A 26690-nucleotide genomic window follows, 5' to 3' on the forward strand; every position below is an offset into this window, starting at 1 on the left:
CTCGTCGACCAGACGAACAGATCTTCAGCCCCTACGACTTGGAGCTTGACGTGCACCGCAGACTCATCGCCCCGGGCGCACTCGCGGCCTCTCTGCTGCTGGCGATCCCGGCATCGGCCGCGGACTTCACCCCCGGGGCCCCGGGCATCGGCGACCCCTACTACCCGGCCAGCGGCAACGGCGGATACGACGTCTCGCATTACGACCTGCGGCTGAAGTACCAGCCCACGACCGACCTGCTCGAAGGCACGGCGACGATCAACGCCCGCACCACCCAGGACCTTTCGCGCTTCAACCTCGACTTCGGCCTCAAGGTCTCCGAGGTGCGGGTCAACGGCAAGAAGGCGAAGTTCCAGAAGACCGGCGACCAGGAGCTGGAGATCACGCCGCCGGCCGGGCTGCCCAAGGGCGCGGCGGTCACCGTCGTCGTGCGGTACGCGGGCAAGCCGTCCGAGCTGAAGATAAACGGCTACAACGCCTGGCACCGGACGCCGGACGGCGGTGTCGCGGCCCAGGAGCCGGAGGCCGCCGTGTGGTGGTTCCCCTCCAACGACCACCCGCTGGACAAGGCGACGTACGACGTGTCCGTCTCCGTGCCCGACGGCAGTCAGGCGATCTCCAACGGCGTGCTGCAGTCGCAGAGTTCGAAGCTGGGCTGGACCCGCTACAACTGGCGGTCCAACAAGCCGCAGGCGAGCTACCTCGCCACGCTCGCCGTCGGCAAGTTCGACATCACGACCGACAAGACCGAGGGCGGCCTGCCGGTCCTCAACGCCTACAGCAAGGACCTCGGCGACAACGCCGGCGCGGCACGGGCCAGCATCGAGCGGACCACCGAGGTCGCCGAATGGCTGGAGACGGTCTTCGGGAAGTACCCGTTCAACGCGCTCGGCGGGTACGTCCCGAACGTGAAGAGCAGCTACGCCCTGGAGACCCAGACACGGCCCTTCTACAGCCCCGCCGCGTTCGCGAACGGCGCCAACGCGTCGATCGTCGTCCACGAGCTGGCCCACCAGTGGTACGGCGACAGCGTGTCCGTGGACGGCTGGAAGGACATCTGGGTCAACGAGGGCTTCGCCCGCTACAGCCAGTGGCTGTGGTCGGAGAAGGAGGGCGAGGGCAGCGCGCAGGAGCTGGCGGACTACGTGTACGCCCAGCACCCCGCCGACGACCCGTTCTGGCAGGTCAAGCCGGGCGACCCGGGCCCGGACAACCAGTTCCACGGCGCGGTCTACGACCGGGGCGCCCTCGCCCTGCAGGCGCTGCGCAACGAGGTCGGGGACACGACGTTCTTCTCGATCCTCAAGAAGTGGCCGCAGCAGCACGCGTACGGCAACGCCAAGGTGAACGACTTCGTGAAGTTCGCCGAGAAGGTCTCGGGCAAGCCGCTCGCGGAGCTGTTCGACACGTGGCTCTACCAGCCGTCGCGCCCGGCGGCTCCCGCCGTGCGGGACGCCGGGATCGCCCGCTCCGCCGCGGCCCCGGCCAAGCCGAAGTCGTGGAAGCAGATCGCGGCGACGAACGGCGTACACGCACACGGTCACGGGCACTGACGACCGGCGCTGCCGGGCCGCCGGCGGGATTCACCGCCCGGCGGCCCGGTACCGCGCCCGCGCCTTCCGTGGCTCTGGCAGACAGCGCAGCCGCTCCGGCAGGAGCGGCACCACCGTCCGGACCACCTTGCCGAACCTGCGCAGCCTGCGCTCCTGTCCGGCCGTCCAGGCCAGACCGATCGCCGCGCGGGCGTCCGGCGGCATCAGGCCGACGGTGGTGCGCCACCTGCAGGGTGAGCGCGGGCGGCAGCATCAGGACCATGCGGATGTCTCCCGCGATGCTCCACAGGATGCCGCCCGGGGGTGGTGGGACGGGGTCGGGGTCAGGGTCTCTGCGGATGTCAGGGTCTCTGCGGATGTCGCGGTGGTCCCGGGGCCCGCGAGCCCGGAGAGCGTCAGCGCGCCGCGGCGTACGCGTCCAGGATGACGTCGACGACCGCGTCCGGTTCCCGCACCGTCGGGAAGTGGTCGCTGTGCGCGAGCCGCACCAGGCGGCAGCCCGGGATGCGCCGCGCCATCGTCTCGTTCACGCGGATCACCTCGGGCCTGTCCAGTTCCCCGAGGGCAAGGACGCACGGCACGTCGAGCTCGCCGAGCCGGTCGTAGGCGGGCGGGTCCGGCAGGTGGTGGGGGGCGTTGGCGAACCACGCCGGGATCACCGCCCGCAGGTACGCCTCGACCTCCGGGTCGTCCCCGGTGACCGCGGCGCCCGCGGTGTGCCGCAGCAGTGCCACGATGGCGTCGATGTCGCCCGCCTCGGCGAGCCTGCCCACCTCCGCCATGAACTCCGGGGTGGTCAGTTCGTCGGCACCGGTGACGCCCGGCACCACCAGGGCGAGGCTCGCCACCCGCGCGGGATCGCGGAGCGCCAGGCCGATGGCCGTCGCGCCGCCCATGCTCGATCCGGCGAGGACCGCGCGGGCCGCCCCGAAGTGGTCGAGGACGGCGATCAGGTCCTCGACCTGGGAGTACGGGGCGGTCGGGGCCGGAGACCTGCCGTACCCCCGGGTGTCGTAGTGGATCACTCGGTGCCGCTCCGTGAGGCGGGGCAGGATGCCGTCCCACACGCGGGAGTCGGCCACACCGGGATGCAGCAGGACCAGAGGGAGGCCTTCGCCGCCCTGGCCACTCGCGCCGCCCGGGTCACCCGAGTCGTGCGCCCACAGTTCGCCGTCCTTGACCGAGACCATGACGTCCATGCGGCCGAGTGTCCGGGGCCCGGGGCGGTGCCGCCAGGGGCCACGGCGGACGAGGGCGCGAATGCATACGACTAGCGGCCGGAACCCGCCGGGCCGGCGCCGGGCCGGGGGTCCGGATCGCCGCCCGGCTCGACGGACCGCAGGAGGGCCGGGCCGTCGGCGGGTCCCAGGACTCGCTCCGGGCCCGGCCCGAAGTCCGGCGCCGGCGGCGGTCCGGTGAGCGGCTCGGACGCGATGCGGCTCGCCAGCTCGGAGGCCCACTCGGAGACCTGGCCGCGCAGTTCCGCCTCCACCGCGGCGCGTTCCGCCTCGACTCTGGCCTGCCCGGTGGCAAGCGCCGCGTCGCGCTCCCCGTCGGCTGTCTCGCGGGCCGCCCCGGGGACGGGTGCGGCCTCGCTGTGCAGTGTCCCCCGGGCCCGCACCTCGTCCCCGGCGCCCGCGAGGATCAGCGCCCGCTCTTCGAGGACACGGCCGAAGCGGGGCAGGAGCCGTCCGGCGAGGAGACAGAGGGCGCCGCACAGGACGGCGGCGAGCGCCAGGTCCTGGGCCTTCGGACCGGTCGGCCCGAGTTCCACGGGGATGAGCTGCATGCCCGTGCTCTACCCGCTCATCCGTGCACAACAACGCACACCTGCTCCGCAGTTACCGCGGAGCGGACGGTGACCGGCCGCGGCGCGAGCCGCAGCCGCTCAGACCCCGGAGCCGCGGACCGTCACCGCGATCCCGCTACCGGCCCTTCGGCGCCGAGAGGCTCTGCGCCTCGCGGCCCACCCGGCGCCGTACGCCGAACCAGCCCGCCACCAGGGCGAGGCCCACGACCGGAATCAGGAACAGCGTCTTGCGCCCGACCTCCGCGTCCTTCCACATCAGGCAGAGGACGGCGAGCAGGAAGGCGATCGTCACGTACTCGGTGACGCCGCTGAAGGGGAGCTGGAACTTCGGCCGGGTGATCTCGCCGCGCTTCGCGCTCCGCACGAAGGCGAGGTGGCAGACCATGATCGTGATCCAGGTGCCGATGATGCCGAGCGAGGCCACGTTCAGGACGATCTCGAAGGCCTTGCCCGGGACGATCTTGTTGAGGCCGACGCCGACGACACCGAGCGAGGCGGTGAGCAGGATGCCGCCGTAGGGCACCTGGTTGCGGTTCATCTTGGCCGTGAAGCGCGGGGCGGAGCCCGACATCGCCATCGAGCGCAGGATGCGGCCGGTGGAGTACAGGCCGGAGTTCAGCGAGGACATGGCCGCGGTGAGGACCACGAAGTTCATCACGTCGCCGGCGGCCGGGACGCCGATCTTGGACAGGACCGTCACGAACGGGCTCTGGTCGGCCGAGTACATCGCGCCCGGGAGCAGCAGCGCGAGCAGGATCACGGAGCCGACGTAGAAGACGCCGACGCGCCACATGATCGAGTTCACCGCGCGCGGGACGACCTTCTGCGGCTCGGCGGTCTCGCCCGCCGCGACGCCGACCAGTTCGAGCGAGGCGTACGCGAAGACGACGCCCTGCATCACGATCACGACCGGCATCAGGCCGTTCGGCATGAGGCCGCCGTGGTCGGTGATCATGTTGAGGCCCGGCGTCTCGCCGCCCACCTTGTGCTGGGTGGCCAGCAGCCAGATACCGATGATCATGAAGGCGCTCAGCGCGGCCACCTTGATGATCGAGAACCAGAACTCCATCTCGCCGAAGTACTTCACCGAGACGAGGTTCACCGAGAGCACGACCGCGAGGGCGATCAGCGCGAGCACCCACTGGGGTATGTCGGTGAAGAAGCTCCAGTAGTGCGTGTAGAGCGCGATCGCCGTGATGTCGGCGATACAGGTGGTCGACCAGTTGAGGAAGTACATCCAACCGGCGAAGAACGCGCCCTTCTCACCGAGGAACTCGCGCGCGTACGAGACGAACGAACCGGACGATGGCCGGTAGAGGACCATCTCGCCGAGCGCCCTGACCACGAAGAACGCGAATATGCCGCACACGAGGTACGCGAGGGCGAGCGCGGGGCCCGCCGAGTGGAGGCGGCCGCCCGCCCCCAGGAACAGGCCGGTGCCGATCGCGCCACCGATCGCGATCATGTTGACGTGACGGGCCTTGAGGTCCTTGCTGTATCCGGCGTCGCCCGCGTCCGCGGGGGCCTGGGGTGCGTCCGTACGGGGCGCCTCCAGGGTGGCCGAATCTACGGCTTCCTTGCTCACGTGGTGGATCTACTCTCTGGTGCCCGGAAGAGCTCCGGGGTCCGGATGTGCTCCGGCCCGCGCACCCCTGACGCGCGCGAACCGACGGGACACCTTCCCCCACCCACCGCGCCCCACGCGGTGGCGCACGTCACATAGCGGAACTTCTCACATGGTGGTCAAGGGGTATACAAAGCCTCGATGACCTGCCGGTACTTGTCGCGGATCACCCGGCGGCGGAGTTTCAGGGACGGGGTGAGCTCGCCGGTCTCGGGGCCCCATTCCTCCGTGAGCAGGCGGTAGCGCTTGATCTGCTCGGTGCGGTTCAGGCGCGCGTTGGCGGCCTCGACCGCGCGCGCCACCTCCGCCAGCACGGCCTCGTGGGTGGCTGGATCTCCCTCTATCCCGCGCGCGGCGGCCCAGGCGGGCGCCATCTCCCGGTCCAGGACGAGCAGGGCCACGAGATAGGAGCGGCCGTCACCGTGGACGAGGGCCTGTCCTATCAGCGGGTGCTCCTTGAGCGTGTTCTCGACGAGGGCGGGCGAGACGTTCTTCCCCGTCGACGTCACGATCATTTCCTTCTTGCGGTCGGTGAGCCAGAGGTACCCGTCCTCGTCGAGCCGTCCGATGTCGCCGGTGGCGAACCAGCCGTCCGCGTCGCAGGCGCCGTCGACGCCGCCGTCGGGCCGCAGATAGCCGTCGAAGACGGTCGCGCCCCGCACGAGGATCTCGCCGTCGTCGGCGATGCGGACGTCGAGTCCTTCCAGGGGACGCCCCACCGACCCGAGCCGGAACCCGTCGGGGCCGTTCGTCGTGACCACGCCGGAGGTCTCGGTGAGCCCCCACGCATCCATGATCACCAGTCCGAAGCCGGCCCAGAACCTGGACACGTCGAGCGGCATCGGCGCGGAGGCGCTCGCCGTCCACACGAGCCGGTCGAATCCGGCCTGGGCGAGCAGCGGATCGAGGACGTCCCGCTTGGCCTGCTCGTACGCGGCCCGCAGCGCCGCGGAGGGCTCTTCGCCCCGCTCCCGGCAGGCGACGTGCTCGCGCGCCGTGTCGTTGGCGGCCTCGATGGCGCGGCGGCGCTCCTCGGGCAGCCCGGCGAGCGCCGCCCGTACGGAGGCGGCGAGCTTCTCCCACACGCGCGGGACGCCGAAGAACTGGACGGGGTGCAGCTCGCGCGCGGTGGCGGCCACCTGGGCAGGGTCCGCGCACAGATGGACGTGGGCGGCGCGCAGCACCGGCAGGTAGATGCCGAGCAGGCGCTCCGCTATGTGCGCGAAGGGCAGGTAGCAGATGTGCCCGACGTGTTCGGGGAACTCGACGACGCCGTCCAGGGCGACGCCGCCGATGAGCACATTGCGATGGGTGAGGCGGACGCCCTTGGGGTCGCCTGTGGTGCCCGAGGTGTAGACGACGGTGAGCGGGTCGGTCGGGCGGCTCTCGCGCCAGGACTTCTCGAAGGCGTCGGGGTCGTGGAGGCGGCTGCCCGTGGCCTGCAGGGAGCCGTACGTGCGGTGGGTGCCCGCCTCGGCCCCCTCCACGACGACGAGGCGCTCCAGCGGGGCGGTGTCGTCCGCCAGCAGCGGCTCCCAGCGCGGCAGTTCGCGGGCGCCCTCGACGATCGCGAAGCGGGCCCGGCTGTGCCGGACGATGTGCGCGACCTGTTCGGGGGCCGCGGTGCCGTACACGGTGACGGGCACGGCACCGAGGTGCACCAGGGCGAGGTCGCTCAGCCAGTGCTCGGGGCGGTTGCCCATCATCATCAGGACGTGCTCGCCCCGCTCGATGCCGAGCGCGGCGTAACCGGCGGCGAGGACGGCGACCTTGCGGCGCGCCTCGCGCCAGGTGAGCGTCGACCACGCCTCGCCCGCGCGCCAGGAGAGCGCGGGAAGATCTCCGTGGTCCTCGGCATTGCGGAGCAGCAGGGCGGGGAGCGTGATGTCGGCGGGGTCCCCGGGGAGCCGCAGGATCGTGGTCATGACCGCCTCCTGGCGCCATCGGCTGTGCGTGAGCTGACGGGTGCGTGGAGCGAGGGCCGAGCGGTGGACGAGCGGGTGACTGGCCCGGAGGGTTTCACAACACTGGTGTGCCAGCAATACTGTTGCACCGGATTGATGCACGCCCGGGCAGGCACCGGACCACTGCGCAGACGGGGAGACGTCCGGAGAGCCGGCCAGGGAGGGAGGGCGCCGTCATGGCGACGGAAACCGAGGAGCCGACGCTCACGGTCGACGAACTGGCCGCACGCGCAGGCGTCACGGTCCGCACGATCCGCTTCTACAGCACCAAGGGGCTGCTGCCGCCGCCGGTGATCGGCCCGCGCCGCGTCGGCCACTACGGCCAGGAACACCTGTCCCGGCTCGCGCTCATCGAGGAGTTGCAGCACCAGGGCATGACACTCGCCGCGATCGAGCGGTACGTGGAGCAGCTGCCCGCGGACCTGAGCGCCCATGATCTGGCCATCCACCGCGCCGTGGTGGCCTCGTGGGCGCCGGACTCGGCGGAGGACGTGCCCCTTGCCGAGCTTGAGCGCCGGTCGGGCCGCCCGCTCGGCGAGGCGGACCTGGACCGGCTCGCGGCGATGGGAGTGATCGCCAGGACCGGAGCGGCCGGGACCTACCGCGTGGATCCGGGGCTGCTGCGCCTGGGCGTGCAGCTCCTGGACGTGCCCATCGCGCACGAGACGATCCTCGCGGCGCGCACGGTCCTGATGGAGCACACGCGCTCGGCCGCCCACGAGCTCTCCCGGCTCTTCCGCGACGAGGTCGGTGGGCCCTACCGCGCGGGCGAGTCGGACGCCGAGCACGTCGCGGCGATGCGCTCGCTCTCGGCCCACATGCAGCCCCTTGTGGTCCAGGCACTGGTGACCGCGTTCCAGCGCTCGCTCAAGGAGGAGCTGCGGGAGTGGCTCAAGGAGAGCTGAGCCACCCCCGCCCGAAGTCCTTTTAAGACCCGGGGTCATTTCAAGAGCGGTATCAGCCGTCGCTGAACTTCTCGCCCTTCTCCGCCTTCTCGATGAGCAGCGCGGGCGGGTCGAACCGCTCCCCGTAGCGCTCGCTGAGCTCACGCGCGCGTGCCACGAAGCCGGGCAGACCGCCTTCGTAGCCGTTGATGTACTGCAGCACGCCGCCCGTCCAGCCCGGGAACCCGATGCCGAGGATGGAGCCGATGTTGGCGTCGGCGACCGACGTCAGGACGCCCTCCTCCACCAGGCGTACGGTGTCGAGCGCTTCGGAGAAGAGCATCCTCTCCTGCATGTCCTTGAACGGGATCTCGTGCCCCGGCTTGGTGAAGTGCTCGCGCAGCCCCGGCCAGAGCTTGGCCCGCTTGCCGTCCACGTAGTCGTAGAAGCCCGCTCCCCCGCTCCTGCCGGGGCGCTCGAACTCGTCGACCATGCGGTCGATGACGGCGTCCGAGGGGTGGCCGGCCCAGGTGCCGCCCGCCTCCTCGACGGCGCGCTTCGTCTCGTTGCGGATCTTGCGGGGCAGGGTGAGCGTCAGCTCGTCCATGAGGGAGAGCACCTTGGCGGGGTAGCCCGCCTGGGCCGCCGCCTGCTCGACGGAGGCGGGCTCGATGCCCTCGCCGACCATCGCGACGCCCTCGTTGATGAAGTGCCCGATGACGCGCGAGGTGAAGAAGCCGCGCGAGTCGTTGACGACGATCGGCGTCTTGTTGATCTGGCGCACCAGGTCGAAGGCGCGGGCCAGCGCCTCGTCACCCGTCCGCTCGCCCTTGATGATCTCGACCAGCGGCATCTTGTCGACGGGCGAGAAGAAGTGCAGGCCGATGAAGTCGACCGGGCGCGTGACGCCCTCGGCCAGGGTGGTGATCGGCAGGGTCGAGGTGTTGGAGCAGAGCAGTGCGTCCGGCTCTACGACGTCCTGGATCTCCTGGAACACCTTGTGCTTGAGCGAGGTGTCCTCGAAGACCGCCTCGATCACGGCGTCGCAGCCGGTCAGGGCCTGCGGGTCCGCGGTCGGCGTGATGCGGGCGAGCAGCGCGTCGGCCTTCTCCTGAGTCGTGCGTCCCCGCTGGACGGCCTTGGCGCAGAGCTTCTCGGAGTAGCCCTTGCCCTTCCGGGCCGCCTCCGCGGAGACGTCCTTCAGGACGACCTCCATGCCCGCGCGGGCACACGAGTACGCGATGCCCGCGCCCATCATCCCGGCGCCGAGCACGGCGACCTTGCGGACCTGGCGCGGCTCGATGCCCTTGGGGCGGTTGGCGCCGGAGTTGACGGCCTGCAGGTCGAAGAAGAACGCCTGGATCATGTTCTTGGCGACCTGGCCCGTGACCAGCTCGGTGAAGTACCGGGCCTCGATGGTCAGCGCCGTCTCGAAGTCGACCTGGGAGCCCTCGACGGCCGCCGCGAGGATGTTGCGCGGGGCGGGGTAGTTGGCGCCCGCGGTCTGCTTCTTGAGGTTGGCGGGGAAGGCCGGGAGGTTCGCCGCGAACTTCGGGTGGGCGGGGGTGCCGCCCGGGATGCGGTAGCCCGGCTTGTCCCAGGGCTGCTGCGACTCGGGGTTGGCGTCGATGAAGGCGCGGGCCTTCTCGATCATCTCCTCGGGGGTGGCCGCCAGTTCGTGGACGAGGCCGTTCTCCAGGGCGCGCTTCGGGTTGTACTGGGTGCCCTGGAGCAGCACCTTCAGGAGTGCGTCGGTGATGCCCATGAGGCGTACGGTGCGGGTGACGCCGCCACCGGCCGGGAGCAGGCCGAGGGTGACCTCGGGCAGCCCGATCTTGGAACCGGACACGTCCAGGGCGACGCGGTGGTGCGAGGCGAGGGCGATCTCGTAACCGCCGCCGAGCGCCGCGCCGTTGATGGCGGCGACCACGGGCTTGCCCAGGGTCTCGATGCGGCGCAGCGAGTTCTTGATCGCGGTGCCTGTCTCGAACGCCTGCTGTGCGTTCTCCGGACCGACCTTGATCATGTCCTTGAGATCGCCGCCCGCGAAGAAGGTCTTCTTGGCGGAGGTGTAGATGAACCCGCGGATCGCGTCCTTGTCGGCCTGGACGGCGGCCTCCGCGCGGTCGGCGATCGCCGCGATGGAGTCCTTGAACGCCTGGTTCATGGTGTTGGCGGACTGGTTGGGGTCGTCCAGGACGAGGGTGACGACACCGGTGTCGTCCTGTTCCCAGCGGATCGTTGTGCTTTCGGTCATTTCTGATTCTCCGTGAAGTCTGTGGCAGGCGGAATCTGGGGAGGATGGCGGGGGATCGTGGCCGACTGACCGCGAGTGGGGGCTGGTCGCGCAGTTCCCCGCACCCCTGAAGGCATGCGGCTTCGCCGCGGACTGCCCCCGGCCTGCGCCCTTGAGGTAGCGCACGCAGTGCGCATCTCAGGGGCGCGGGGAACTGCGCGACCAGCCACAACGAACCCGCAGTCGGCGACGGACGACAGCCCCTCCGGCGCTTAGCCGGAAACGCGCTCGACGATCGTCGCGATACCCATCCCGCCCCCCACGCACAACGTGGCCAACCCGTACCGGAGGTCCCTCCGCTCCAGCTCATCGACCAGCGTGCCCAGGATCATCGCCCCGGTCGCCCCCAGCGGATGCCCGAGCGCGATCGCGCCACCGTTGACGTTGACCTTGTCCAGCGACAGACCCATGTCCTTGACGAAGCGCAGCACGACCGCGGCGAACGCCTCGTTGATCTCGACGAGGTCGATGTCGTCGATGGTGAGCCCTGCCTTGGCGAGAGCCTTCCGCGTCGCCGGTGCCGGCCCGGTCAGCATGATCAGCGGCTCGGAACCGGACACGGCCGCGGACACGATCCGCGCACGCGGCGCGAGGCCGAACCGCTCGCCGACCTCCTTGCTGCCGACGGCGACCAGCGAGGCGCCGTCCACGATGCCGGAGGAGTTGCCCGCGTGGTGGACGTGGTCGATCTCCTCGATCCAGTGGTACTTCTGCAGCGCCACCGCGTCGAAGCCGCCCATGTCGCCGATGTCCTTGAAGGACGGCTTCAGCTTGGCGAGGGAGTCGGCGGTGGTGCCGGGGCGCAGGTGCTCGTCGTGGTCGAGGACGACCAGGCCGTTGCGGTCCTTGACCGGCACGACGGACTTCTGGAAGCGGCCGTCCTTCCAGGCCGCGGCGGCGCGCTCCTGGGAGAGGGCCGCGTACTCGTCGACGTCGCGCCGCGAGAAGCCCTCGATGGTGGCGATGAGGTCGGCGCCGATGCCCTGCGGCGCGAAGCCGGTCTCGAAGTTGGTCATCGGGTCGGCGAACCAGGCGCCGCCGTCGGAGGCCATCGGCACCCGCGACATCGACTCGACGCCGCCCGCGAGCACCAGGTCCTCCCAGCCCGAGCGGACCTTCATCGCGGCGAGGTTGACCGCTTCGAGGCCCGAGGCGCAGAAGCGGTTCTCCTGGACACCGGCGACCGTGTCGGGCAGCCCCGCGGCGATGGCGGCGATCCGCGCGATGTCGGAGCCCTGGTCGCCGACCGGACCCACCACGCCGAGGACGATGTCGTCGATGGCGGCCGGGTCGAGGCCGGGGAAGCGGGCCTGGATCTCGTGGATCAGGCCGACGACGAGGTCGATGGGCTTCGTGCCGTGCAGGGCGCCACTGGCCTTGCCGCGTCCGCGCGGGGTGCGGATCGCGTCGTATACGTACGCTTCGGTGGTCACGCGTGAGCCTTTCGGGGTGTCCGGGAGGGTGAGGCTTTTCGTGGATGTGCGGGAGGGTGAGGCTTTTCGGGATGTGCGGGAGGGTGAGGCCCGGGGGCCTCAGGGGCGGGTCAGCCGAGGAGGGAGCGGCCGATGATCTCCTTCATGATCTCGGTCGTGCCGCCGTAGATGGTCTGGATGCGTCCGTCGGTGAAGGCCTTCGCGACGCGGTACTCCGCCATGTAGCCGTAGCCGCCGTGCAGTTGCAGACAGCGGTCGGCGACACGCTTCTGCAGCTCGGTGGCCCACCACTTCGCCATCGACGCGTGCACGGCGTCGAGTTCCCCGTTCGAGTGATCGACGATGCACCGGTCGAGGAACGTGCGGGTGACGGCGCACTCGGTGGCCATCTCCGCTATCTCGAAGCGGATGTGCTGCAGCCTGGCCAGCGGCCGCCCGAAGGCCTCGCGCTCCTTGACGTATGCCGTGGTGATCTCCAGGAGGTGCTCGGCTGCGGCGATCCCGGCCACGGCGATGCCCATGCGCTCCTGCGCGAGGTTCGTCATCAGGTGGATGAACGCGCCGTTCAGCTCGCCGAGCAGATTCTCCTTGGGGACGCGTACGTCGTTGAAGAAGAGCTCCGCGGTGTCCTGAGCCTTCTGGCCGATCTTGTCGAGGTTGCGGCCCCGCTCGAAGCCTTCCATGCCGCGCTCGACGACGAGGAGGGACAGGCCGTGGGCGCCGCCTTCGGGGGTCGTCTTGGCGACGACGATGACGAGGTCGGCGAGGATGCCGTTGGAGATGAACGTCTTGGAGCCGTTGAGCACCCAGTGGTCGCCGCGGTCCTCCGCGCCGGTCCGGATGGCCTGGAGGTCGGAGCCCGCGCCGGGCTCGGTCATCGCGATGGCGGTGATCGTCTCGCCGGAGCAGAAGCCGGGCAGCCAGCGGCGCTTCTGCTCCTCGGTGGCGAGCGAGGTCAGGTAGGGGCCGATGATGTCGTTGTGCAGGCCGACGGCGAGCCCGGCGGCGCCCGCGCGCGTGAACTCCTCGGCGAGGACGGCGGAGTAGCGGAAGTCGGTGGTGCCACCGCCTCCGTACTCCTCGGGGACGGCGAGGCCGAGGAGTCCCTGCTTGCCGGCCGCGAGCCATGCCTCGCGGGAGACGATGCCGTCCTGCTCCCACTGCTCGTAGTGCGGGAGCACCTCCTTCGTGAGGAAGGTGCGGACGGTCTCGCGGAACGCGTCGTGCTCGGCGGAGAAGATCTGCCGCTTCATCTGTACGTGGCCTCCTGGAGCCCGGTGGAGCAGCGAGCCCTTTCAGAGCCAGCCCTTGACGGTTTCGATCAACTTGGCCGGCTCGGCGCCGACGGGTATGACGTTGAGCATGGTGACGCCCGCGGCGCGGAAGGCCTCGACGCGCTCGCGTACGTAGCCCTCGGGCCCGCACAGCGACATGAGCTCGCAGAACTCGTCCGGGACGGCGGCCTCGGCCTCCTTCTTCTTCCCGGCGAGGTAGAGCTCCTGGATGCGCGCGGCTTCCTTCTCGTAGCCGTAGGCCACCGCGAGGTCGTTGTAGAAGTTCTTCCCCCTGGCGCCCATGCCGCCTACGTAGAGGGCGATCTGCGGGCGGGCCGCGTCGCGTACGGCCGCCGCGTCGTCGCCGATGGCCAGCAGTCCCCCGGCGACGGTCTGGAGCGGTCCGAGGGACGGATCGCGCTGTGCCCTGCCCTCGGCGAGCGCCGCGCCCCACACCTGGTGGGCCTTCTCCGGGATGAAGAGGGTGGGCAGCCAGCCGTCGGCGATCTCCGCCGTCATCTTCACGTTGGCGGGTCCCAGGGAGGCGACGTAGAGCGGGACTTCGGGGCGAACCGGCCTGGTGAGGATCTTCAGGGGCTTGCCGAGCCTGCCGCCCTTCTCCGGGGGCAGCGGCATGTCCGTGATGCCGTGGTGGTCGATGACCTCGCGGCGCAGGATGCGGCGGGTCAGCTCGACGGCCTCGCGGGTGCGGCCGAGCGGCTTGTCGTACGCCTTGCCGTGCCAGCCCTCGACGACCTGCGGGCCCGAGGCGCCGAGGCCGATGATGGCGCGCCCGCCGGAGACCGCGTCCAACCCGGCGGCGGTCTGGGCGATGAGGGCGGGCGTGCGGGAGTAGACGTTGAGGATGGCGGCGCCGATCCTCATGCGCTCCGTGCGGGCCGCCAGGTAGCCCATGACCGTGGGCGAGTCGAAGCCGTACGCCTCCGCGACCCACACCGCGTCGAGGCCCGCGGACTCCAGGGCCGCGACGCGGTCGGCGGCCTCGCGCGGGTCGCCCGCGTAGGCGAGCGGGGACGAGAGCTGCATCAGTGGTCTTCCTCTTCCTCAGAGGCTCGCGCCAGGGCCGGTACGTCCCAGTCGCGGGCCACCTCCGCGGTGTCGGCGCCGGGCTGCGCGGGTCCGGAGCGGACCTGGGTCGGGGTGGCGGAGAAGCGGGGTGCGGGGGCAGGCTGGGTGATGCCGCCGTGGTCGACGAAGGTGCCGCGGGCGGCGAGGTGCGGGTGGCCGGGGGCCTCGCGCAGGGAAAGGACGGGCGCCACGCACGCGTCGGAGCCCTCGAAGACGGCCGTCCACTCGTCGCGGGTACGTTCCTTGAAGCGGGCGGCGACGGCCTCGCGCAGCTCGCCCCAGCGGGCCAGGTCCTTGCGGGCGGGCACGTCCCCGGCGAGGCCGAGCAGCGCGATGAACTCGTCGTAGAACTGCTGCTCCAGGGAGCCGACGGCCATGTAGCCGCCGTCGGCGGTCTCGTAGTTCCCGTAGAAGGGGCAGCCGCCGTCGAGCAGGTTGGCGCCGCGGCGGTCCTGCCAGCCGCCGGCCGCGAGCATGCCGTGGATCATCGTGGAGAGGTGGGCCGCGCCGTCCACGATCGCGGCGTCCACGACCTGTCCGGCGCCGTGCACGCGCGCGTGGTGCAGTGCCGCGAGGATGCCGACGACGAGGTAGAGCGAGCCGCCCGCGTAGTCGCCCACGAGGTTCGCGGGGATCGCGGGCGGTTCGCCGGGGTTGCCGATCATGCCGAGGGTGCCGGTGATGGCGATGTACGCGATGTCGTGTCCGGCGCGCTGGGCGAGCGGCCCCTCCTGGCCCCAGCCGGTCATCCGGCCGTAGACGAGCCTCGGGTTGCGGGCCCGGCACTCCGCGGGGCCGACGCCGAGGCGCTCGGCCACGCCGGGCCGGTAGCCCTCGATGAGGACGTCCGCGCGTTCGACGAGGTCGAGGACGCGGGCCGCGCCGTCGGCGGCCTTCAGGTCGACGACGACGGAGCGCTTGTTGCGGTTGGTCACGTCGTACTCGGGGTCGATCGCGAGGCCGCCGCCGCGCGGGCGGTCGACGCGCACGACGTCGGCGCCGAGATCGGCGAGGAGCATGGCCGCGAACGGGCCGGGCCCGATGCCCGCGAGCTCCACCACCCGCACCCCGGCCAGCGGTCCGTGAACGCCCTTGTCCGGCACAGCCATTGAGCCCCCAGCACTATGACACAACTGATGTAACACCAGTGATGCTAAGAACGTGTTCCACCGTGCACAAGCCCCTGACGAGCAAGCGCTTAGCCAAATCCGGTCCGTCACTGGGACCACGGGGGTCCGGCACCTACCCTGAATCCATGGATTCCGTACTGGTCAGCGCGTGTCTACGAGGAGTTCCGTGCCGCTACGACGGCCGTGACAAGGCGTCGCCCGAGCTCGAAGAGGCCGTGGCGGGTCGCACGGTCGTGTCGTTCTGCCCCGAGGCGGCCGGGGGCCTGCCGACGCCGCGCCGCCCCGCCGAGCTCGTCGGAGGCGACGGCCACGACGTCCTGGACGGCACCGCCCGGGTGGTCGAGGACACCGGGCGTGATGTGACGGCCCAGTTCGTGGCCGGTGCGCGGCGCGCGCTGACGGCCGCGCGGCACGGCGGGTGCACGGAGGCGCTGCTGATGCCGCGCAGCCCCTCGTGCGGGCGCGGGGCGGTGTACGACGGGTCGTTCGGCGGTGAGCTGGTGGCGGGCGACGGGGTCACCGCGGCGCTTCTGGAGCGGCACGGCATCACGGTCCGCACGGCGCCGGGCGTGTGACTCCGCCGCCCCGTCGCGCTCCGCCCGTTTCCGCAGGGCGCTTTCGGACAGCCACGGGTACCGCGTGATCGCGGCGCGCTCGCCGCACGCTAGCCTCGGCCACCCACAACTGCACGGGGCGCACGGCGGAGAGGTGCCATGACTGCCATGACCGGTGATGACAGCAAGAGCCAGCAGAGCAGGAACAGCGATCGCGCGTACGACATCGTGCTCTTCGGAGCGACGGGTTTCGTGGGCACGCTGACCGCGGAGCATCTCGCCGCCCACGCCCCCGAAGGGGTGCGCTGGGCCGTCGCGGGGCGCGACACGACGAAGCTGACGGCGCTGCGGGAGCGGCTCACCGCCATCGACCCGGCGTGCGCCGAACTGCCGCTGGTCCACGCCGATGTGGCGGATCCCGATTCGCTGCGGGAGATGGCCGACCAGGCGCGCGTGGTCGCCTCGACCGTCGGTCCGTACCTGACGTACGGCCAGGAACTGGTCGCCGCGTGCGCCGAAGCGGGCACGGACTACGTGGACCTGACGGGTGAGCCCGAGTTCGTCGACCTCATGTACGTGCGGCACGACGCCCGCGCGCGGGAGACGGGCGCGCGGCTCGTGCACTCCTGCGGCTTCGACTCGGTCCCGCACGACCTGGGCGCGTACTTCACCGTGCGGCAGCTGCCCGAAGGAGTGCCGCTGCGCGTCGACGGGTTCGTCCGGGTCGGCGCGCGGTTCTCCGGCGGCACCTTCGCCTCCGCGCTCAACCAGTTCGGGCGGGGGCCGCAGATGCTGGCCGCCGCGCGGGACCGCAGGCAGCACGAGCCCCGCCTCGTGGGACGCAGGGCGTACGCCCCGCCGGGTGCGCCCCGGTACGCGGGCGAGGTCGGCGCGTGGGCGCTGCCGCTGCCGACGATCGACCCGCAGGTGGTGCAGCGCTCGGCGCGCGCCCTTGAGCGGTACGGGCCGGACTTCCGCTACCGGCACTACGCGGCCGTGAAGTCGCTGCCGGTCGCGCTGGGCGCCCCGGCGGCCCTCGGCTCTCTGTTGGCGGCCGCGCAGCTGCCGCCCGTGCGGCGGTGGCTGTCCGGGCGGCTCAAGCCCGGCGACGGGCCGAGCCCGGAGCGGCGGGCCGCGTCGTGGTTCTCGGTGCGGTTCGTCGGCGAGGGCGGCGGGAAGCGGGTGTTCACCGAGGTCTCGGGCGGCGACCCCGGCTACGACGAGACGGCGCGGATGCTGGGCGAGTCGGCCCTGTGCCTGGCGCTCGACGACCTGCCGCCGACGGCCGGGCAGGTCACCACGGCGGCGGCGATGGGCGACGCGCTGACCCAGCGGCTGCAGGCCGCGGGGCTGACGTTCCGGGTGGCGTCCGTGCGGTAGTGCGCGGCATTGCGGCGAGGGCCCCTTGAATTCGCCACGACGTGCGGGGCCCTCGCCGACCGTGGATCAGAGCACCGGCACCGGGTAGGTCGGGTACTCGACTCCGGATACGTGCTGGACGACCCGGATGACCTGGCACGAGTAGCCGAACTCGTTGTCGTACCAGAGGTAGAGGATCGCGTTGTCGCCGTCGACCTTGGTGGCGCCGGCGTCGATGATCGAGGCGTGGCGCGAGCCGATGAAGTCGTTCGAGACCGCGTCGGGCGCGCTGGTGAAATCGATCTGGCGCTTGAGCGGCGAGGTCAGCGACACGTTGCGGAGGTGGTCGAGGACTTCCTCGCGGGTGGTCTCGCGGCCGAGCCGCAGGCTGAGGATCGCGATCGAGACGTCCGGGACCGGGACGCGGATCGAGCTGCCGGTGATCGGCGCCTTGAGGTCGGGCAGCGCCTTGGCGACGGCGGAGGCGGCGCCGGTCTCGGTGATGACCATGTTCAGCGGCGCCGAGCGGCCGCGGCGGTCGGCCTTGTGGAAGTTGTCCAGGAGGTTCTGGTCGTTGGTGAACGAGTGGACGGTCTCCACGTGGCCGCGCACGACGCCGTACTCGTCCGCCATCGCCTTCAGCGGCGGCACGATCGCGTTGGTGGTGCAGGAGGCGCAGGACAGGATCTGCTCGTCCGGCTTGATCGTGTCGTGGTTGACGCCGTGCACGATGTTCGGGACGTCGCCCTTGCCCGGCGCGGTGAGGACGACCTTGTCGACACCGGGACGCAGGTGCTGCGAGAGGCCCTCGCGGTCGCGCCACTTGCCGGTGTTGTCGATGAGGATGGCGTCCTTGATGCCGTACGCCGTGTAGTCGACCTCGGACGGGTCGTTGGCGTAGATCACCTTGATCTCGTTGCCGTTGGCGACGATCGTGCTGGTCGCCTCGTCGACGGTGATCGTGCCCTGGAACTGGCCGTGGATGGAGTCGCGGCGCAGCAGCGAGGCGCGCTTGACGATGTCCTGCTCGCCGCCCTTGCGGACGACGACGGCGCGCAGCCGCAGGCCGTTGCCGGAACCGGACTTCTCGATCAGCAGGCGGGCGACGAGGCGGCCGATGCGGCCGAAGCCGTAGAGGACGACGTCGCGGCCCTCGCGGCACTCGATCTTGTTCTCGCCGGTGGCGCCGGAGACGGCCTCGGCGGTGAACTCCGCCACCGACAGACCGCGGTCGTCGGCCCGGTACGTCGCGGCGAGCATGCCGAGGTCGATCTGCGAGGGGCCCAGATCGAGGGTGGTGAGAGCCTGCAGGAACGGCAGCGTCTCGGTGACCGAGAGCTCCTCGCCGGCGATCTGCCGGGCGAATCGGTGGGTCTTCAGAATGCTGACCACCGACTTGTTCACCAGGGAGCGGCTGTGCAGCAGGACCGTGACGTCCCGCTCGCGGTGCAGCTTCCCGATGATCGGGATCATCGACTCCGCGATCTCCTCACGGTGCTTCCAATTGGTGAACGAGTCGTCATTGACAGTCACAGGAGTATCTTTCGAGCTAGGCGGCGCTCATATGCTAACTCGCCCCTCATTTGATCCTTCAACCCGGTGCCGTACGCACGCCTCGCGCAGCGCCGAGCGGCACAGGGCGTCCGCGCGGCGGGTGGATTCCGGGAGCCGGAAGCGGGGCGTGAGGCGCAGGGTGTGCTCGCAGGCGTTGGCCAGGCTCACCCGGTGGCCCGCCGAGACGAAGACCGGCTTCACGCCCTCGCGCGTACGCAGGGCACGGCCCACCTCCGCCGCGCCGTCCAGCAGCGGCGCCGCGCTCCCCCTCGCGGCGGCCGGGTCCTCGTACGTGAAGGTGAACGGATTCTTCGCGACGCCGATCGTCGCAAGGCCCGTCAGCACGCCGAGGTGACTCGCGAGCCCGAAGCGGCGCGGGTGGGCGATGCCGTAGCCGTCGCAGACGACCAGGCCGGGGTCGGCCCGCAGACCGGCGAGCGCGGCCAGGACCGCCGGGATCTCACGGAAGGCCAGCAGGCCCGGCACGTACGGAAACGCCACCGTGCCCACCGCTGTCGACTCCTCGACCACGTCGAGCGTCGCGGCGTCGAGGACGACGACGGCCGCGGCGACGAGGTCCCGCTCGTCGTCGTAGGCGACGTCCACTCCCGTCACATGCCCCGTGCCGGGCGGCGGGCCCATCTCGTCGAGGACGAGGCGAGCGCGCAGCTCGTCCTGGACGGCGCGCGCCGTCCGCTCGTCGGTGGGCCAGTCGGCAGGCATGGCGTAGCTGGTCATAGTGCGGGGCAGCCTAATCGGCCCGTTGCCGCCGCTCCCCCGAGGCCGCCGCGGCGCCCGCGTCCGACCGGCATCAAAGAAGCGTAAAGATTGCCGGAATCCGGCAGTGATCAGACCTCACCCGTCATGTCACCATCGCTCCGTACCGAGGTGAACGGCACGGACGGGAAAGTGATCCGATGACGGTGTTTCTGGGTCTCGGCATTGCTGGGATCGTGCTGCTGGCGCTCTCGCTCGCCCTGGACGGCATGCTCGAAGGCCTCTTCGCAGGAGCGGGCGCGCTGGACGGGCTCTTCGACGGGCTGCTTTCACTGCCCGTCGTCGCCGGGTTCGTCTCGATGCTCGGCTTCGGCGGAGCGCTCGTCCTCGGTACGACCGGCTTCGGCACGGGCCCCGCCACCGTCGTGGGCGTCTGCGCCGGAACCGGAGCGGGCTGGGTGACATGGAAGTTCACCCGGGCCCTGATGCGTGACCAGACCGCCCGCACCCCGCGCGGCGACGACCTCGTGGGCACGGCCGGCTCCGTGGTCACCGCGATCCCGGCCGACGGCTACGGCGAGGTGCTGCTGCGCCTCGCGGGCCAGCCGGTGAAGTTCGCGGCCCGCAGCACGGCCGCCGTGGCGCGGGGCACCGAGATCTGGGTCGACGCGACGCTGTCGCCGACCTCGGTGGCGGTACGGCCCGTGGAGCGCTGACCGCGCGCCGGGCCCTCTCACACCGGTCGCCGCTTTCACGCATCGACCGCACCACCTCACGTAACCGATCTGCCGTCCCCGGGTGGCAGGGGGGAATGCACCATGAGTCCAGTCCTGACCGCCGTCGTCGGAGTCGTCGTACTCCTCGTCCTGTTGGCGCTCGTCGTCATCACGCGCTACAAGGTCGCCGGGCCCAGCGAGGCCTTCATCGTGACCGGGCGGCGCGGCAAGAAGTCCACCGACCCCGACACCGGCCGGGTCATGACCGACAACAGCGGCCAGAAGGTCGTGGTCGGCGGCGGCGTCTTCGTCGTGCCGTTCGTGCAGCAGAAGTTCACCCTCGACCTGTCCTCGCGGCACATCCCGATCGCCGTGCGCGGCGCTGTCACGCTGCGCGGTGTGAAGGCGAACCTCGAAGGCGTCGCCATCGTGAAGGTCGGCGGCACCGAGGACTCGATACGGGCCGCGGCCCAGCGGTTCCTGGTGCAGCAGGACGGCATCGTCGGCTTCACCCAGGAGGTGCTCTCCGGCGCGCTGCGCTCCATCGTGGGGCGGATGTCGGTCGAGGACATCATCCGCGACCGTGCCGCGTTCGCCGGTCAGGTCGCCGAGGAGGCCGAGGCCAGCCTCTCCGGGCAGGGCCTGGTCCTTGACGCCTTCCAGATCCAGGACATCACCACCGAGGGCTCCTACCTGGAGGACCTCGGGCGCCCCGAGGCCGCCCGCGCCAAGCAGGAGGCGGACATCGCCGAGGCGGTGGCGCGCCGCGCCGCCGAGCAGGCACGGCTGAAGGCCGAGGAGGAGATCGCGATCGCCCAGCGGACGTTCGCGCTCAAGCAGGCCGAGATCAAGGCCGAGACGGACGAGGCCGCGGCGCGCGCCGGCGCCGCGGGACCCCTCGCCGAGGCGGCCAGGCAGCAGGACGTCCTGTCCGAGCAGGAGAAGGTCGCCCAGCGCCAGGCCGCGCTGACCGACCGGGAGTTGGACACCAAGGTCCGCAAGCCGGCCGACGCCGCCCGCTACCAGGCCGAGCAGGAGGCGGAGGCCCGCAGGATCGGCCTGGTCAAGCAGGCGGAGGCCGACGCGGAGCGCTCCCGCCTCACCGGTGAGGGCGAGAAGGCGCACCGGGCCGCGCTCGCCGACGCCGTACGCCTGGAGGGCGAGGCGGAGGCCGCCGCGATCGGCGCGAAGGGCACCGCGGAGGCGGAGGCGATGCGCAAGAAGGCGGACGCGTTCACGCGGTACGGGGACGCCGCCGTCCTGCAGATGCTCGTCGAGGTCCTGCCGAGCGTGGTCGCCAAGGCGTCCGAGCCGCTCAGCGCGGTGGACAAGATGACGGTGATCTCGACGGACGGGGCGAGCCAGCTCTCCCGTACGGTCGCCGACAACGTCGCCCAGGGAGTCGAACTCCTCAACTCCACCACGGGAGTCGACCTCGCGGAGCTCCTGAAGAACCTCACCGGCGGCAAGCAGCCCGCCCCGGCTCCGACTCCGGCTCCGGCCGCCGTCAACGGCCGGATCGAGGTGACCGACTGAGAGCCTGTCTTTGAACCCCCGTACGCCGCACCGCGATCGCCAGGGTGTCGTCCAGGTGAAGCACGTCCCGGAGCAGGTCCTCGGCCAGCAGGCCGGGGACCTGCTCCGTCGGTCGCGCGCGGTGGCGGCACAGGGCTTCCTTGAGCCGGGCCTCGCCCGCGATGGGGTCCCGGCGGCTCTCGGTGAGGCCGTCGGTGTAGAGGAGCAGCACGTCGTCGTCCTCCAGGGTCGTGGTCAGGACCCGGTCGCTGCCGGGCAGCGGGAAGCCGATGCCGCGCCCGCGCACCTCCAGGTAGGTCGCGCCGCCGTCCCCGTGGGCGAGCAGGGCCGGCGGGTGGCTGCCGTTGGCCAGGGCGAGCGTGCCGTCCGCCGGGTCGAGGCGGGCCAGCAGCAGGGTGGCCATGACGTTCTGGTCGAAGGGCGCCAGGACGGTGTCGGTCCGCGCCACGATGCTCTCCAGCGGGTGGCCTTCGAGCGCGAGCGTGCGCACCGCGTGGGTGACGGTCAGCGCGGTACGGGTGCTGGTGATCCCGTGCCCGATCGCGTCGACGACGGTGATGTGGACCGTCCCGTCCGGCAGCGTGAACCAGTCGTACAGGTCTCCGCCGGTGGGCGCGTCGTCGCTGGCCGGGGCGTAGTGCACGGCCAGTTCGAGGCCGTCGACGTGCAGCGGCCTGGGGCGCAGCGCGTCCTCCAGGGCGCGCAGGGTGCGGCCGTGCGCGGTGCGCAGCTGTTCGTCGCGCTCTTCGAGCTGCACGTAGAGGGCCAGGACGCCGCTGTTCGTCTCGGCGAGTTCGTGCTTCAGCCGCTGGTGTTCGCCCGCCAGGGCGTCGGCGCGGGCCAGCGCCGCCCGGAGCTCCTCCTCAAGCAGGGCGACGTCGGTTTCGCCGTGCTGTGCCGTCGGGGCGGGGGTGAGCGGTAGCCGGGTCGCCGGCTGGCCGCCGGGCGGCAGGGGCAGGTTCCACACGAACGTGCCGTCGGGCTGGGTCCGCGCGCGCAGCGGCAGGCGGTCCGTCGCCACCTGCGCGCCGGTGCACTGGTGCGGCAGGCGCAGGGCGAGGGTCAGCAGGGGGGCACCGTCCTCGCGCGTCTCCCGGCCGCTGAGCAGGGTGACGGGACGGCCGCCGCCGAGGGCCGCGGCCGCGACCTCGCTCAGCGACAGGACGAGGCGCGCCCGTTCGTCGGCGGGCAGCCGGTGTCCCAGGGCGATGCTTCGTACGGTGTGCCGCAGCGCCTTGAGCGTACGGAGGGTTTCGCGGGTCATCTCATTCCCAGGTGCGGGCCGAGGGCCAGGACGGTGGCGTCGTCACGACGGCGGCGGTGCGTGTGGGCCAGGGAGGCCGACAGGAGCATCGGGGGCAGCGTGAGGCGCGCGTCGGACGGGCTGTAGGTCCACCGGTGGTCGATCCCGTCGGTGTACAGGACCAGGGTGGTGTGCTCGGTCAGGTCCACGAACTGGCTCTTGGGCGTGGGCAGGGTGTAACCGACGATGCCGGCCTGCCCGTTGAGCTGGTGGTGGATGCCGTGCGGGGCGACGGCGGCGGCGCGGACGTTGCCGATCCCGCAGAACTCGGCGCGGCCGCCGGTGACGCGCAGGGCGGCCACGGCGGCGCCGCGCGTGTGGCGCAGCGCCTTGTGCAGTGCGGTGAGGAGGTCCGCCAGCGGGGTGAAGGGATTGGCCAGGAAGGTGCGTTCGGCGCGCTGGGCGGCCGTCGCCGCCTCGGGGCCGTGGCCGAGGCCGTCGATCACGAGGGCGGTACGGACGCCGTCGTGTTCGGCGACGGCGTACCCGTCGCCGCTCGTGTCCTCCCGGTCGGCGGGCAGGCAGAGCGCCCCGAGGGCGGCCGGGGTGCGCGGCGCGTCCGGTTCGGCGAGGCGGGCGTGGGCGAGCGTGCCGAGCCCCGCGTCCGAGCGGATGACGAAGTCGGTGGCGATGCGGCGCGCGGCGCCCAGGCCCGCGCCCATCGTCCTGGTGGTGCTGTACCCGTCCCTGAGGCTCAGATCGATGTCGGGCATGCCGGGGCCGCTGTCGACGGCCATCACGTCCAGACTGCCGCCGAGGGGCGACTTCTGGACGAACAGGGCGCCGTTCCTGGCGTGCTTGAGGATGTTGCTGGCCAACTCGCTCGCGAGGACGGCCGCCTGGTCGGGCAGCACCCCGGGCATGCCGCGCGCGACCGAGCGGGCCTGGTGGGCCGCGCTCTGCACAGCGCTCGGGTGGTCTATGGCGATGTGCAGGGTGCGCGCCGCCGCCCAGGCGTTCACCGTCGTCCGTTCCAGCGCACGGCGGTGATGGTCGTGCCGCGGCCGGGGGTGGTCCGCACCGTGAACTCGTCCATGAGGCGGCGGGCGCCGCCCAGGCCGTGGCCCAGACCGGCGCCGGTGGTGTAGCCGTCAATGAACGCCTGGTCGAGATCGGCGATGCCCGGTCCCTGGTCGCTCACCGTGAGCCGCAGCCCTCGGTTCTCGCCCTGCCCGATGATCTCCAGGCTGAGGGAGCCCCCGCCGCCGTGTACGTAGGCGTTGCGGGCCAGTTCGCTGGCGGCCGTGACGATGCGGGTCTGGTCCACCAGCCCGAAACCCGCCCTCAAGGTCGCTTCGCGCACCGCGTGCCGTACCGCGAGCAGGTCCTCCTCGGCCCGGATGGCGTGCTCGTCACGGGCGTCCTCGCGCTCCGCGGAGGTCGCCGAAAGGCCCGCCGACCAGCTCGCCGACGGCCGCTCACCGCGGGCGGGAGCGGGGACGGCAGGCTTGTTCTCAAGGTCACCGTAGAGGGACAACTGGGCTCCCCTTGGGTGATCGCGAGGCAGGCTGCCAGCCCAGTGCGATCATCCCCTGCTCCGCGTTGAGCGTGGTCTCCACGCCGGACAGCTGCAGCCCCAGTTCCACCAGAGTGATCGCGACCGCCGGTCGCATGCCTGCCACTATCACCCGCGCCCCCAACAGTCGCGCCGTGGTCGTCAGTTCCATCAGGGTGCGTGCCACGAAGGAGTCGATGATCTCCAGGCGCGAGATGTCGATCAGGATCGCGCGCGCACGGTCGGCGACGATGCGCTCCGTGAGCTCCTCGGTGAAGGCGAGCGCCGCCCGGTCGTCGAGTTCGTTCAGCAGGCCGGTGACGAGCACGTCCCCGAGCCGCAGAATCGGTACGCCGCTCAAACCGCCGCTCACCGCGCATCCGCGAGCGAGGACCGCTGCTCCGGCTGGTCCGTGAGCAGGGGAATGGCGGCGGCGAGGGCGTCGGCCAGCGTCGCGCGCGTCAGGATGCGCGAGAGGTCGATGCCGAGCTGGGCGATGGTCTGGGCGATCGGCGGGCGGATGCCGCTGATCACACAGTCGGCGCCCATCAGCCGTACCGCGTTGACCGTCTGCATCAGGTGGTGCGCCACCGCGGTGTCCACGGTGGGCACGCCGGTGATGTCGATGATGGCGATCTGTGCCTCGTCCCGCTCGATGGCCTCGAGCAGGTTCTCCATCACGACCTGGGTGCGGGTCGTGTCGAGCGTGCCGATCAGCGGGACGGCCAGGACCCGGTCCCAGATGCGTACCACGGGAGTGGACACTTCGAGGAGCTGACGGCTCTGGCGCCGGATGATCTCCTCGCGGCCCTCGACGAAGATCTCGAAGGACTTGGCGCCCGCGGTGTCGAGAAGCCGGTTGATGAACAGGGCCGCCTGGTAGAACGCGGTGACGTCACGCGTCTCCTGCTGCACCGCTTCCAGCAGCGCTTCCTTGAGGGCGAGCACGGCCATGTAGGTGGCGGAGGCCGAGGCACCGCCTCTGGCGCGGCGCATGGAGAGGTCGGCGACGGCCTGCCGCAGCCCTTGGTGCGAGGCGACGACCTGATGCACCGGGCAGTCCGTCTCCAGGCCGGCGAGCAGCGTCTCGACCAGGGAGTCGGCTTCCTCGTTCAGTTCGGCCTCGGTGATGCCTGTCTCCAGGACCGCCTGTGCCGACTGGAGCTGCACCCAGCGATCGGCGACCTTCTCACCCTGCTCACGCAGGGCGGCGATGACACGCAACCGGGCCTCGGGTTCACTGGTGTTCATTCCACCCACCTTAGCAATTGTTGTCGCACGGCAAATGTTAACCGAGGGCGACGACCTCCCGGAGGCAGAGGCCACGACGCGTCAACTACGCGATTCAGCCGCACCGTTGCCGTCCCGAACCGGCCACTCACCGGGGCACAGCGCCTCATTCACCCGAACCCCACAGCATTCACCCGGACCCCACAGCTCTCGATCCTTCACGAACGTCTGCATGTACCTGGATACGCCCGGAGTAAACCCGCGCAATCAGAGCCTGTGTCATATCCCCGGTCGGATCAGCGGGCGTCGTCTGGTGCGTGCGATCGCAAGGCGCCGGGAAGTCCTCGATGGGGCCCCCCGGGCCCTTAAGGCCTGGGGGAGGAGCTACTAGGGCTTTTCGGCAACGCGGATGGGGGTCCCCCCGCGCCGTTCAGGCGTGGGGGAGTGCGTGCCAGACGACGCCCGCCCGGCCGGGGATATGACACAGGCTCTGAGGCGAACGGGCACCGCACGGTCCGCGACGTCGTGCCGCTCGGCGCGTCAGGCGGGCTCCGCCGCACGGTCGCCCACCGGGCCAGGCCGGGGCGCGGTGCACTCCACCGCATCGTGGAAGCCGCTCAACCCCTTCACCAGGGCCGAGCGTTCCGCGGGCCGCATGGCCGAGATGGCTTCGAGCAGGGCGCTTTCCCGGCGGGCCCGCAGTTCGGTGAGGTAATTCTCTCCCCGGCTCGACAAGCGCAGTTCGAGCTCGCGACGGCTGACGGAACTGAGAGACCGCTCGATGAAGCCCAGGGCGTGCAGGCGGTCACACATACGACTCACCGACGACGGCGCCGACCCCAGATACTCGCCCAGGGTGCGGAGATTGATCCCCTGAGCACCGTCAAGGGCGTACAGCACGCGCAGCTGTGACGACGAGACCGGTGCTGTCGGCGCGATGTCCCTGCCTCTGCTCCACAGGACCTCGAGCAGCTCGATGACTTCCCGGGCAGCGTGCGCGGCCGCGTCCTGGCCACCCCCGACGGAAGTTTCGGAATCCATGCCCTCAACTGTGACACTTCGCAATGGCCCTGTCAGTCGCTGAGAGCCGTCCGTGAACCCCCGTCGTCCGCGCGAAGCGCGGGCGCGCCTGAGCTTCCGCCACCCGTTCGACGTGCGGGTTCGACGCT

The 26690-nt window shown here is 71.3% G+C and carries 23 protein-coding genes and 1 pseudogene; 6 read left to right on the forward strand and 18 right to left on the reverse strand.

Translation table 11 applies throughout. From position 1 onward, the window contains the following. Window positions 1–50: 50 nt before the first annotated feature. Window positions 51–1553 (forward strand): M1 family metallopeptidase, encoded by a 1503-nt coding sequence (locus tag ACFVYL_RS00650; protein ID WP_389712093.1) that lies wholly within the window; start codon window positions 51–53, stop codon window positions 1551–1553. A 30-nt stretch (window positions 1554–1583) separates the two neighbouring features. Here ACFVYL_RS00650 and ACFVYL_RS00655 read toward each other — a convergent pair. The 5 genes and pseudogenes from ACFVYL_RS00655 to ACFVYL_RS00675 form a co-directional block, all read right to left on the reverse strand. Beyond that, a pseudogene (locus ACFVYL_RS00655) lies at window positions 1584–1772 on the reverse strand (oxygenase MpaB family protein); the annotation flags it as partial. A 176-nt stretch (window positions 1773–1948) separates the two neighbouring features. Further along, window positions 1949–2752 (reverse strand): alpha/beta fold hydrolase, encoded by an 804-nt coding sequence (locus ACFVYL_RS00660; RefSeq protein WP_389712094.1) that lies wholly within the window; start codon window positions 2750–2752, stop codon window positions 1949–1951. Between the two features lie 71 nt (window positions 2753–2823). Beyond that, window positions 2824–3342 (reverse strand): hypothetical protein, encoded by a 519-nt coding sequence (locus ACFVYL_RS00665; RefSeq protein WP_389712095.1) that lies wholly within the window; start codon window positions 3340–3342, stop codon window positions 2824–2826. A 136-nt stretch (window positions 3343–3478) separates the two neighbouring features. Beyond that, window positions 3479–4948, reverse strand: a complete 1470-nt coding sequence (locus tag ACFVYL_RS00670) for an amino acid permease (RefSeq protein ID WP_389712096.1) — start codon at window positions 4946–4948, stop codon at window positions 3479–3481. 158 nt (window positions 4949–5106) lie between these two features. Beyond that, complete coding sequence (locus ACFVYL_RS00675) at window positions 5107–6912, reverse strand: AMP-dependent synthetase/ligase (protein WP_389712097.1); 1806 nt, start codon at window positions 6910–6912, stop codon at window positions 5107–5109. A 215-nt stretch (window positions 6913–7127) separates the two neighbouring features. Between ACFVYL_RS00675 and ACFVYL_RS00680 the strand changes: the two genes are divergently transcribed. Beyond that, window positions 7128–7856, forward strand: coding sequence for a MerR family transcriptional regulator (locus ACFVYL_RS00680; RefSeq protein WP_389712098.1), 729 nt, complete (start codon window positions 7128–7130; stop codon window positions 7854–7856). A gap of 52 nt (window positions 7857–7908) precedes the next feature. Here ACFVYL_RS00680 and ACFVYL_RS00685 read toward each other — a convergent pair whose 3' ends face one another. The 5 genes from ACFVYL_RS00685 to ACFVYL_RS00705 all read right to left on the reverse strand — a co-directional run bounded on the left by ACFVYL_RS00685 (window position 7909) and on the right by ACFVYL_RS00705 (window position 15036). Then, a complete protein-coding gene (locus ACFVYL_RS00685; protein WP_389712099.1) occupies window positions 7909–10092 on the reverse strand; it encodes a 3-hydroxyacyl-CoA dehydrogenase NAD-binding domain-containing protein in 2184 nt (727 codons plus the stop codon). 251 nt (window positions 10093–10343) lie between these two features. Then, window positions 10344–11564, reverse strand: coding sequence for an acetyl-CoA C-acetyltransferase (locus ACFVYL_RS00690; protein WP_389712100.1), 1221 nt, complete (start codon window positions 11562–11564; stop codon window positions 10344–10346). A 110-nt stretch (window positions 11565–11674) separates the two neighbouring features. Continuing rightward, window positions 11675–12817 carry an acyl-CoA dehydrogenase family protein gene (locus tag ACFVYL_RS00695; RefSeq protein WP_389712101.1) on the reverse strand — a complete coding sequence of 381 codons (1143 nt, stop codon included), beginning with the start codon at window positions 12815–12817 and terminating at the stop codon, window positions 11675–11677. A 42-nt stretch (window positions 12818–12859) separates the two neighbouring features. Further along, complete coding sequence (locus ACFVYL_RS00700) at window positions 12860–13885, reverse strand: LLM class F420-dependent oxidoreductase (RefSeq protein WP_389712102.1); 1026 nt, start codon at window positions 13883–13885, stop codon at window positions 12860–12862. Continuing rightward, the gene (locus ACFVYL_RS00705; RefSeq protein WP_389712103.1) at window positions 13885–15036 is read right to left on the reverse strand and encodes a CaiB/BaiF CoA transferase family protein; all 1152 of its coding nucleotides are present in this window, start codon (window positions 15034–15036) and stop codon (window positions 13885–13887) included. Before ACFVYL_RS00705 ends, ACFVYL_RS00700 begins: the two co-directional genes overlap by 1 nt. Window positions 15037–15182: 146 nt before the next feature. Between ACFVYL_RS00705 and ACFVYL_RS00710 the strand changes: the two genes are divergently transcribed. After that, the gene (locus ACFVYL_RS00710) at window positions 15183–15632 is read left to right on the forward strand and encodes a DUF523 domain-containing protein (protein ID WP_389712104.1); all 450 of its coding nucleotides are present in this window, start codon (window positions 15183–15185) and stop codon (window positions 15630–15632) included. A gap of 138 nt (window positions 15633–15770) precedes the next feature. Then, complete coding sequence (locus ACFVYL_RS00715; RefSeq protein ID WP_389712105.1) at window positions 15771–16991, forward strand: saccharopine dehydrogenase family protein; 1221 nt, start codon at window positions 15771–15773, stop codon at window positions 16989–16991. A 66-nt stretch (window positions 16992–17057) separates the two neighbouring features. Here the strand turns inward: ACFVYL_RS00715 and ACFVYL_RS00720 are convergent, their stop codons facing one another. Further along, window positions 17058–18503, reverse strand: coding sequence for a glyceraldehyde-3-phosphate dehydrogenase (locus ACFVYL_RS00720; protein ID WP_389712106.1), 1446 nt, complete (start codon window positions 18501–18503; stop codon window positions 17058–17060). Between the two features lie 27 nt (window positions 18504–18530). Then, entirely contained in the window at window positions 18531–19262 is a 732-nt protein-coding gene (locus ACFVYL_RS00725; protein WP_389712107.1) for an endonuclease V, read from the reverse strand. A 179-nt stretch (window positions 19263–19441) separates the two neighbouring features. Here ACFVYL_RS00725 and ACFVYL_RS00730 point away from each other — a divergent pair, with 179 nt between their 5' ends. Both ACFVYL_RS00730 and ACFVYL_RS00735 read left to right on the forward strand, forming a co-directional pair. Then, the gene (locus tag ACFVYL_RS00730) at window positions 19442–19957 is read left to right on the forward strand and encodes a hypothetical protein (RefSeq protein ID WP_389712108.1); all 516 of its coding nucleotides are present in this window, start codon (window positions 19442–19444) and stop codon (window positions 19955–19957) included. A 102-nt stretch (window positions 19958–20059) separates the two neighbouring features. Continuing rightward, window positions 20060–21493, forward strand: a complete 1434-nt coding sequence (locus ACFVYL_RS00735) for a flotillin family protein (protein ID WP_389712109.1) — start codon at window positions 20060–20062, stop codon at window positions 21491–21493. Here ACFVYL_RS00735 and ACFVYL_RS00740 read toward each other — a convergent pair. The 6 genes from ACFVYL_RS00740 to ACFVYL_RS00765 all read right to left on the reverse strand — a co-directional run bounded on the left by ACFVYL_RS00740 (window position 21465) and on the right by ACFVYL_RS00765 (window position 26562). Beyond that, the gene (locus tag ACFVYL_RS00740) at window positions 21465–22757 is read right to left on the reverse strand and encodes a PP2C family protein-serine/threonine phosphatase (RefSeq protein WP_389712110.1); all 1293 of its coding nucleotides are present in this window, start codon (window positions 22755–22757) and stop codon (window positions 21465–21467) included. The two genes, ACFVYL_RS00735 and ACFVYL_RS00740, sit on opposite strands and share 29 nt — an antisense overlap. Continuing rightward, window positions 22754–23758: a SpoIIE family protein phosphatase gene (locus ACFVYL_RS00745; protein WP_389712111.1), complete on the reverse strand. Its 1005-nt coding sequence runs from the start codon at window positions 23756–23758 to the stop codon at window positions 22754–22756. Before ACFVYL_RS00745 ends, ACFVYL_RS00740 begins: the two co-directional genes overlap by 4 nt. Next, window positions 23755–24138: an anti-sigma regulatory factor gene (locus ACFVYL_RS00750; RefSeq protein ID WP_389712433.1), complete on the reverse strand. Its 384-nt coding sequence runs from the start codon at window positions 24136–24138 to the stop codon at window positions 23755–23757. The genes ACFVYL_RS00745 and ACFVYL_RS00750 overlap by 4 nt, the downstream gene beginning before the upstream one ends. Window positions 24139–24256: 118 nt before the next feature. Beyond that, on the reverse strand, window positions 24257–24664 hold the full coding sequence (locus ACFVYL_RS00755; protein WP_389712112.1) for an STAS domain-containing protein: 408 nt from the start codon (window positions 24662–24664) through the stop codon (window positions 24257–24259). Beyond that, the gene (locus ACFVYL_RS00760; protein WP_389712113.1) at window positions 24661–25542 is read right to left on the reverse strand and encodes an STAS domain-containing protein; all 882 of its coding nucleotides are present in this window, start codon (window positions 25540–25542) and stop codon (window positions 24661–24663) included. Before ACFVYL_RS00760 ends, ACFVYL_RS00755 begins: the two co-directional genes overlap by 4 nt. Before the next feature lie 519 nt (window positions 25543–26061). Beyond that, window positions 26062–26562: a MarR family winged helix-turn-helix transcriptional regulator gene (locus tag ACFVYL_RS00765; RefSeq protein WP_389712114.1), complete on the reverse strand. Its 501-nt coding sequence runs from the start codon at window positions 26560–26562 to the stop codon at window positions 26062–26064. Window positions 26563–26690 lie beyond the last annotated feature (128 nt).

Origin of the sequence: Streptomyces sp. NPDC058308, assembly GCF_042880275.1 — a bacterium.
In the GTDB taxonomy this organism is placed as follows: domain Bacteria; phylum Actinomycetota; class Actinomycetes; order Streptomycetales; family Streptomycetaceae; genus Streptomyces.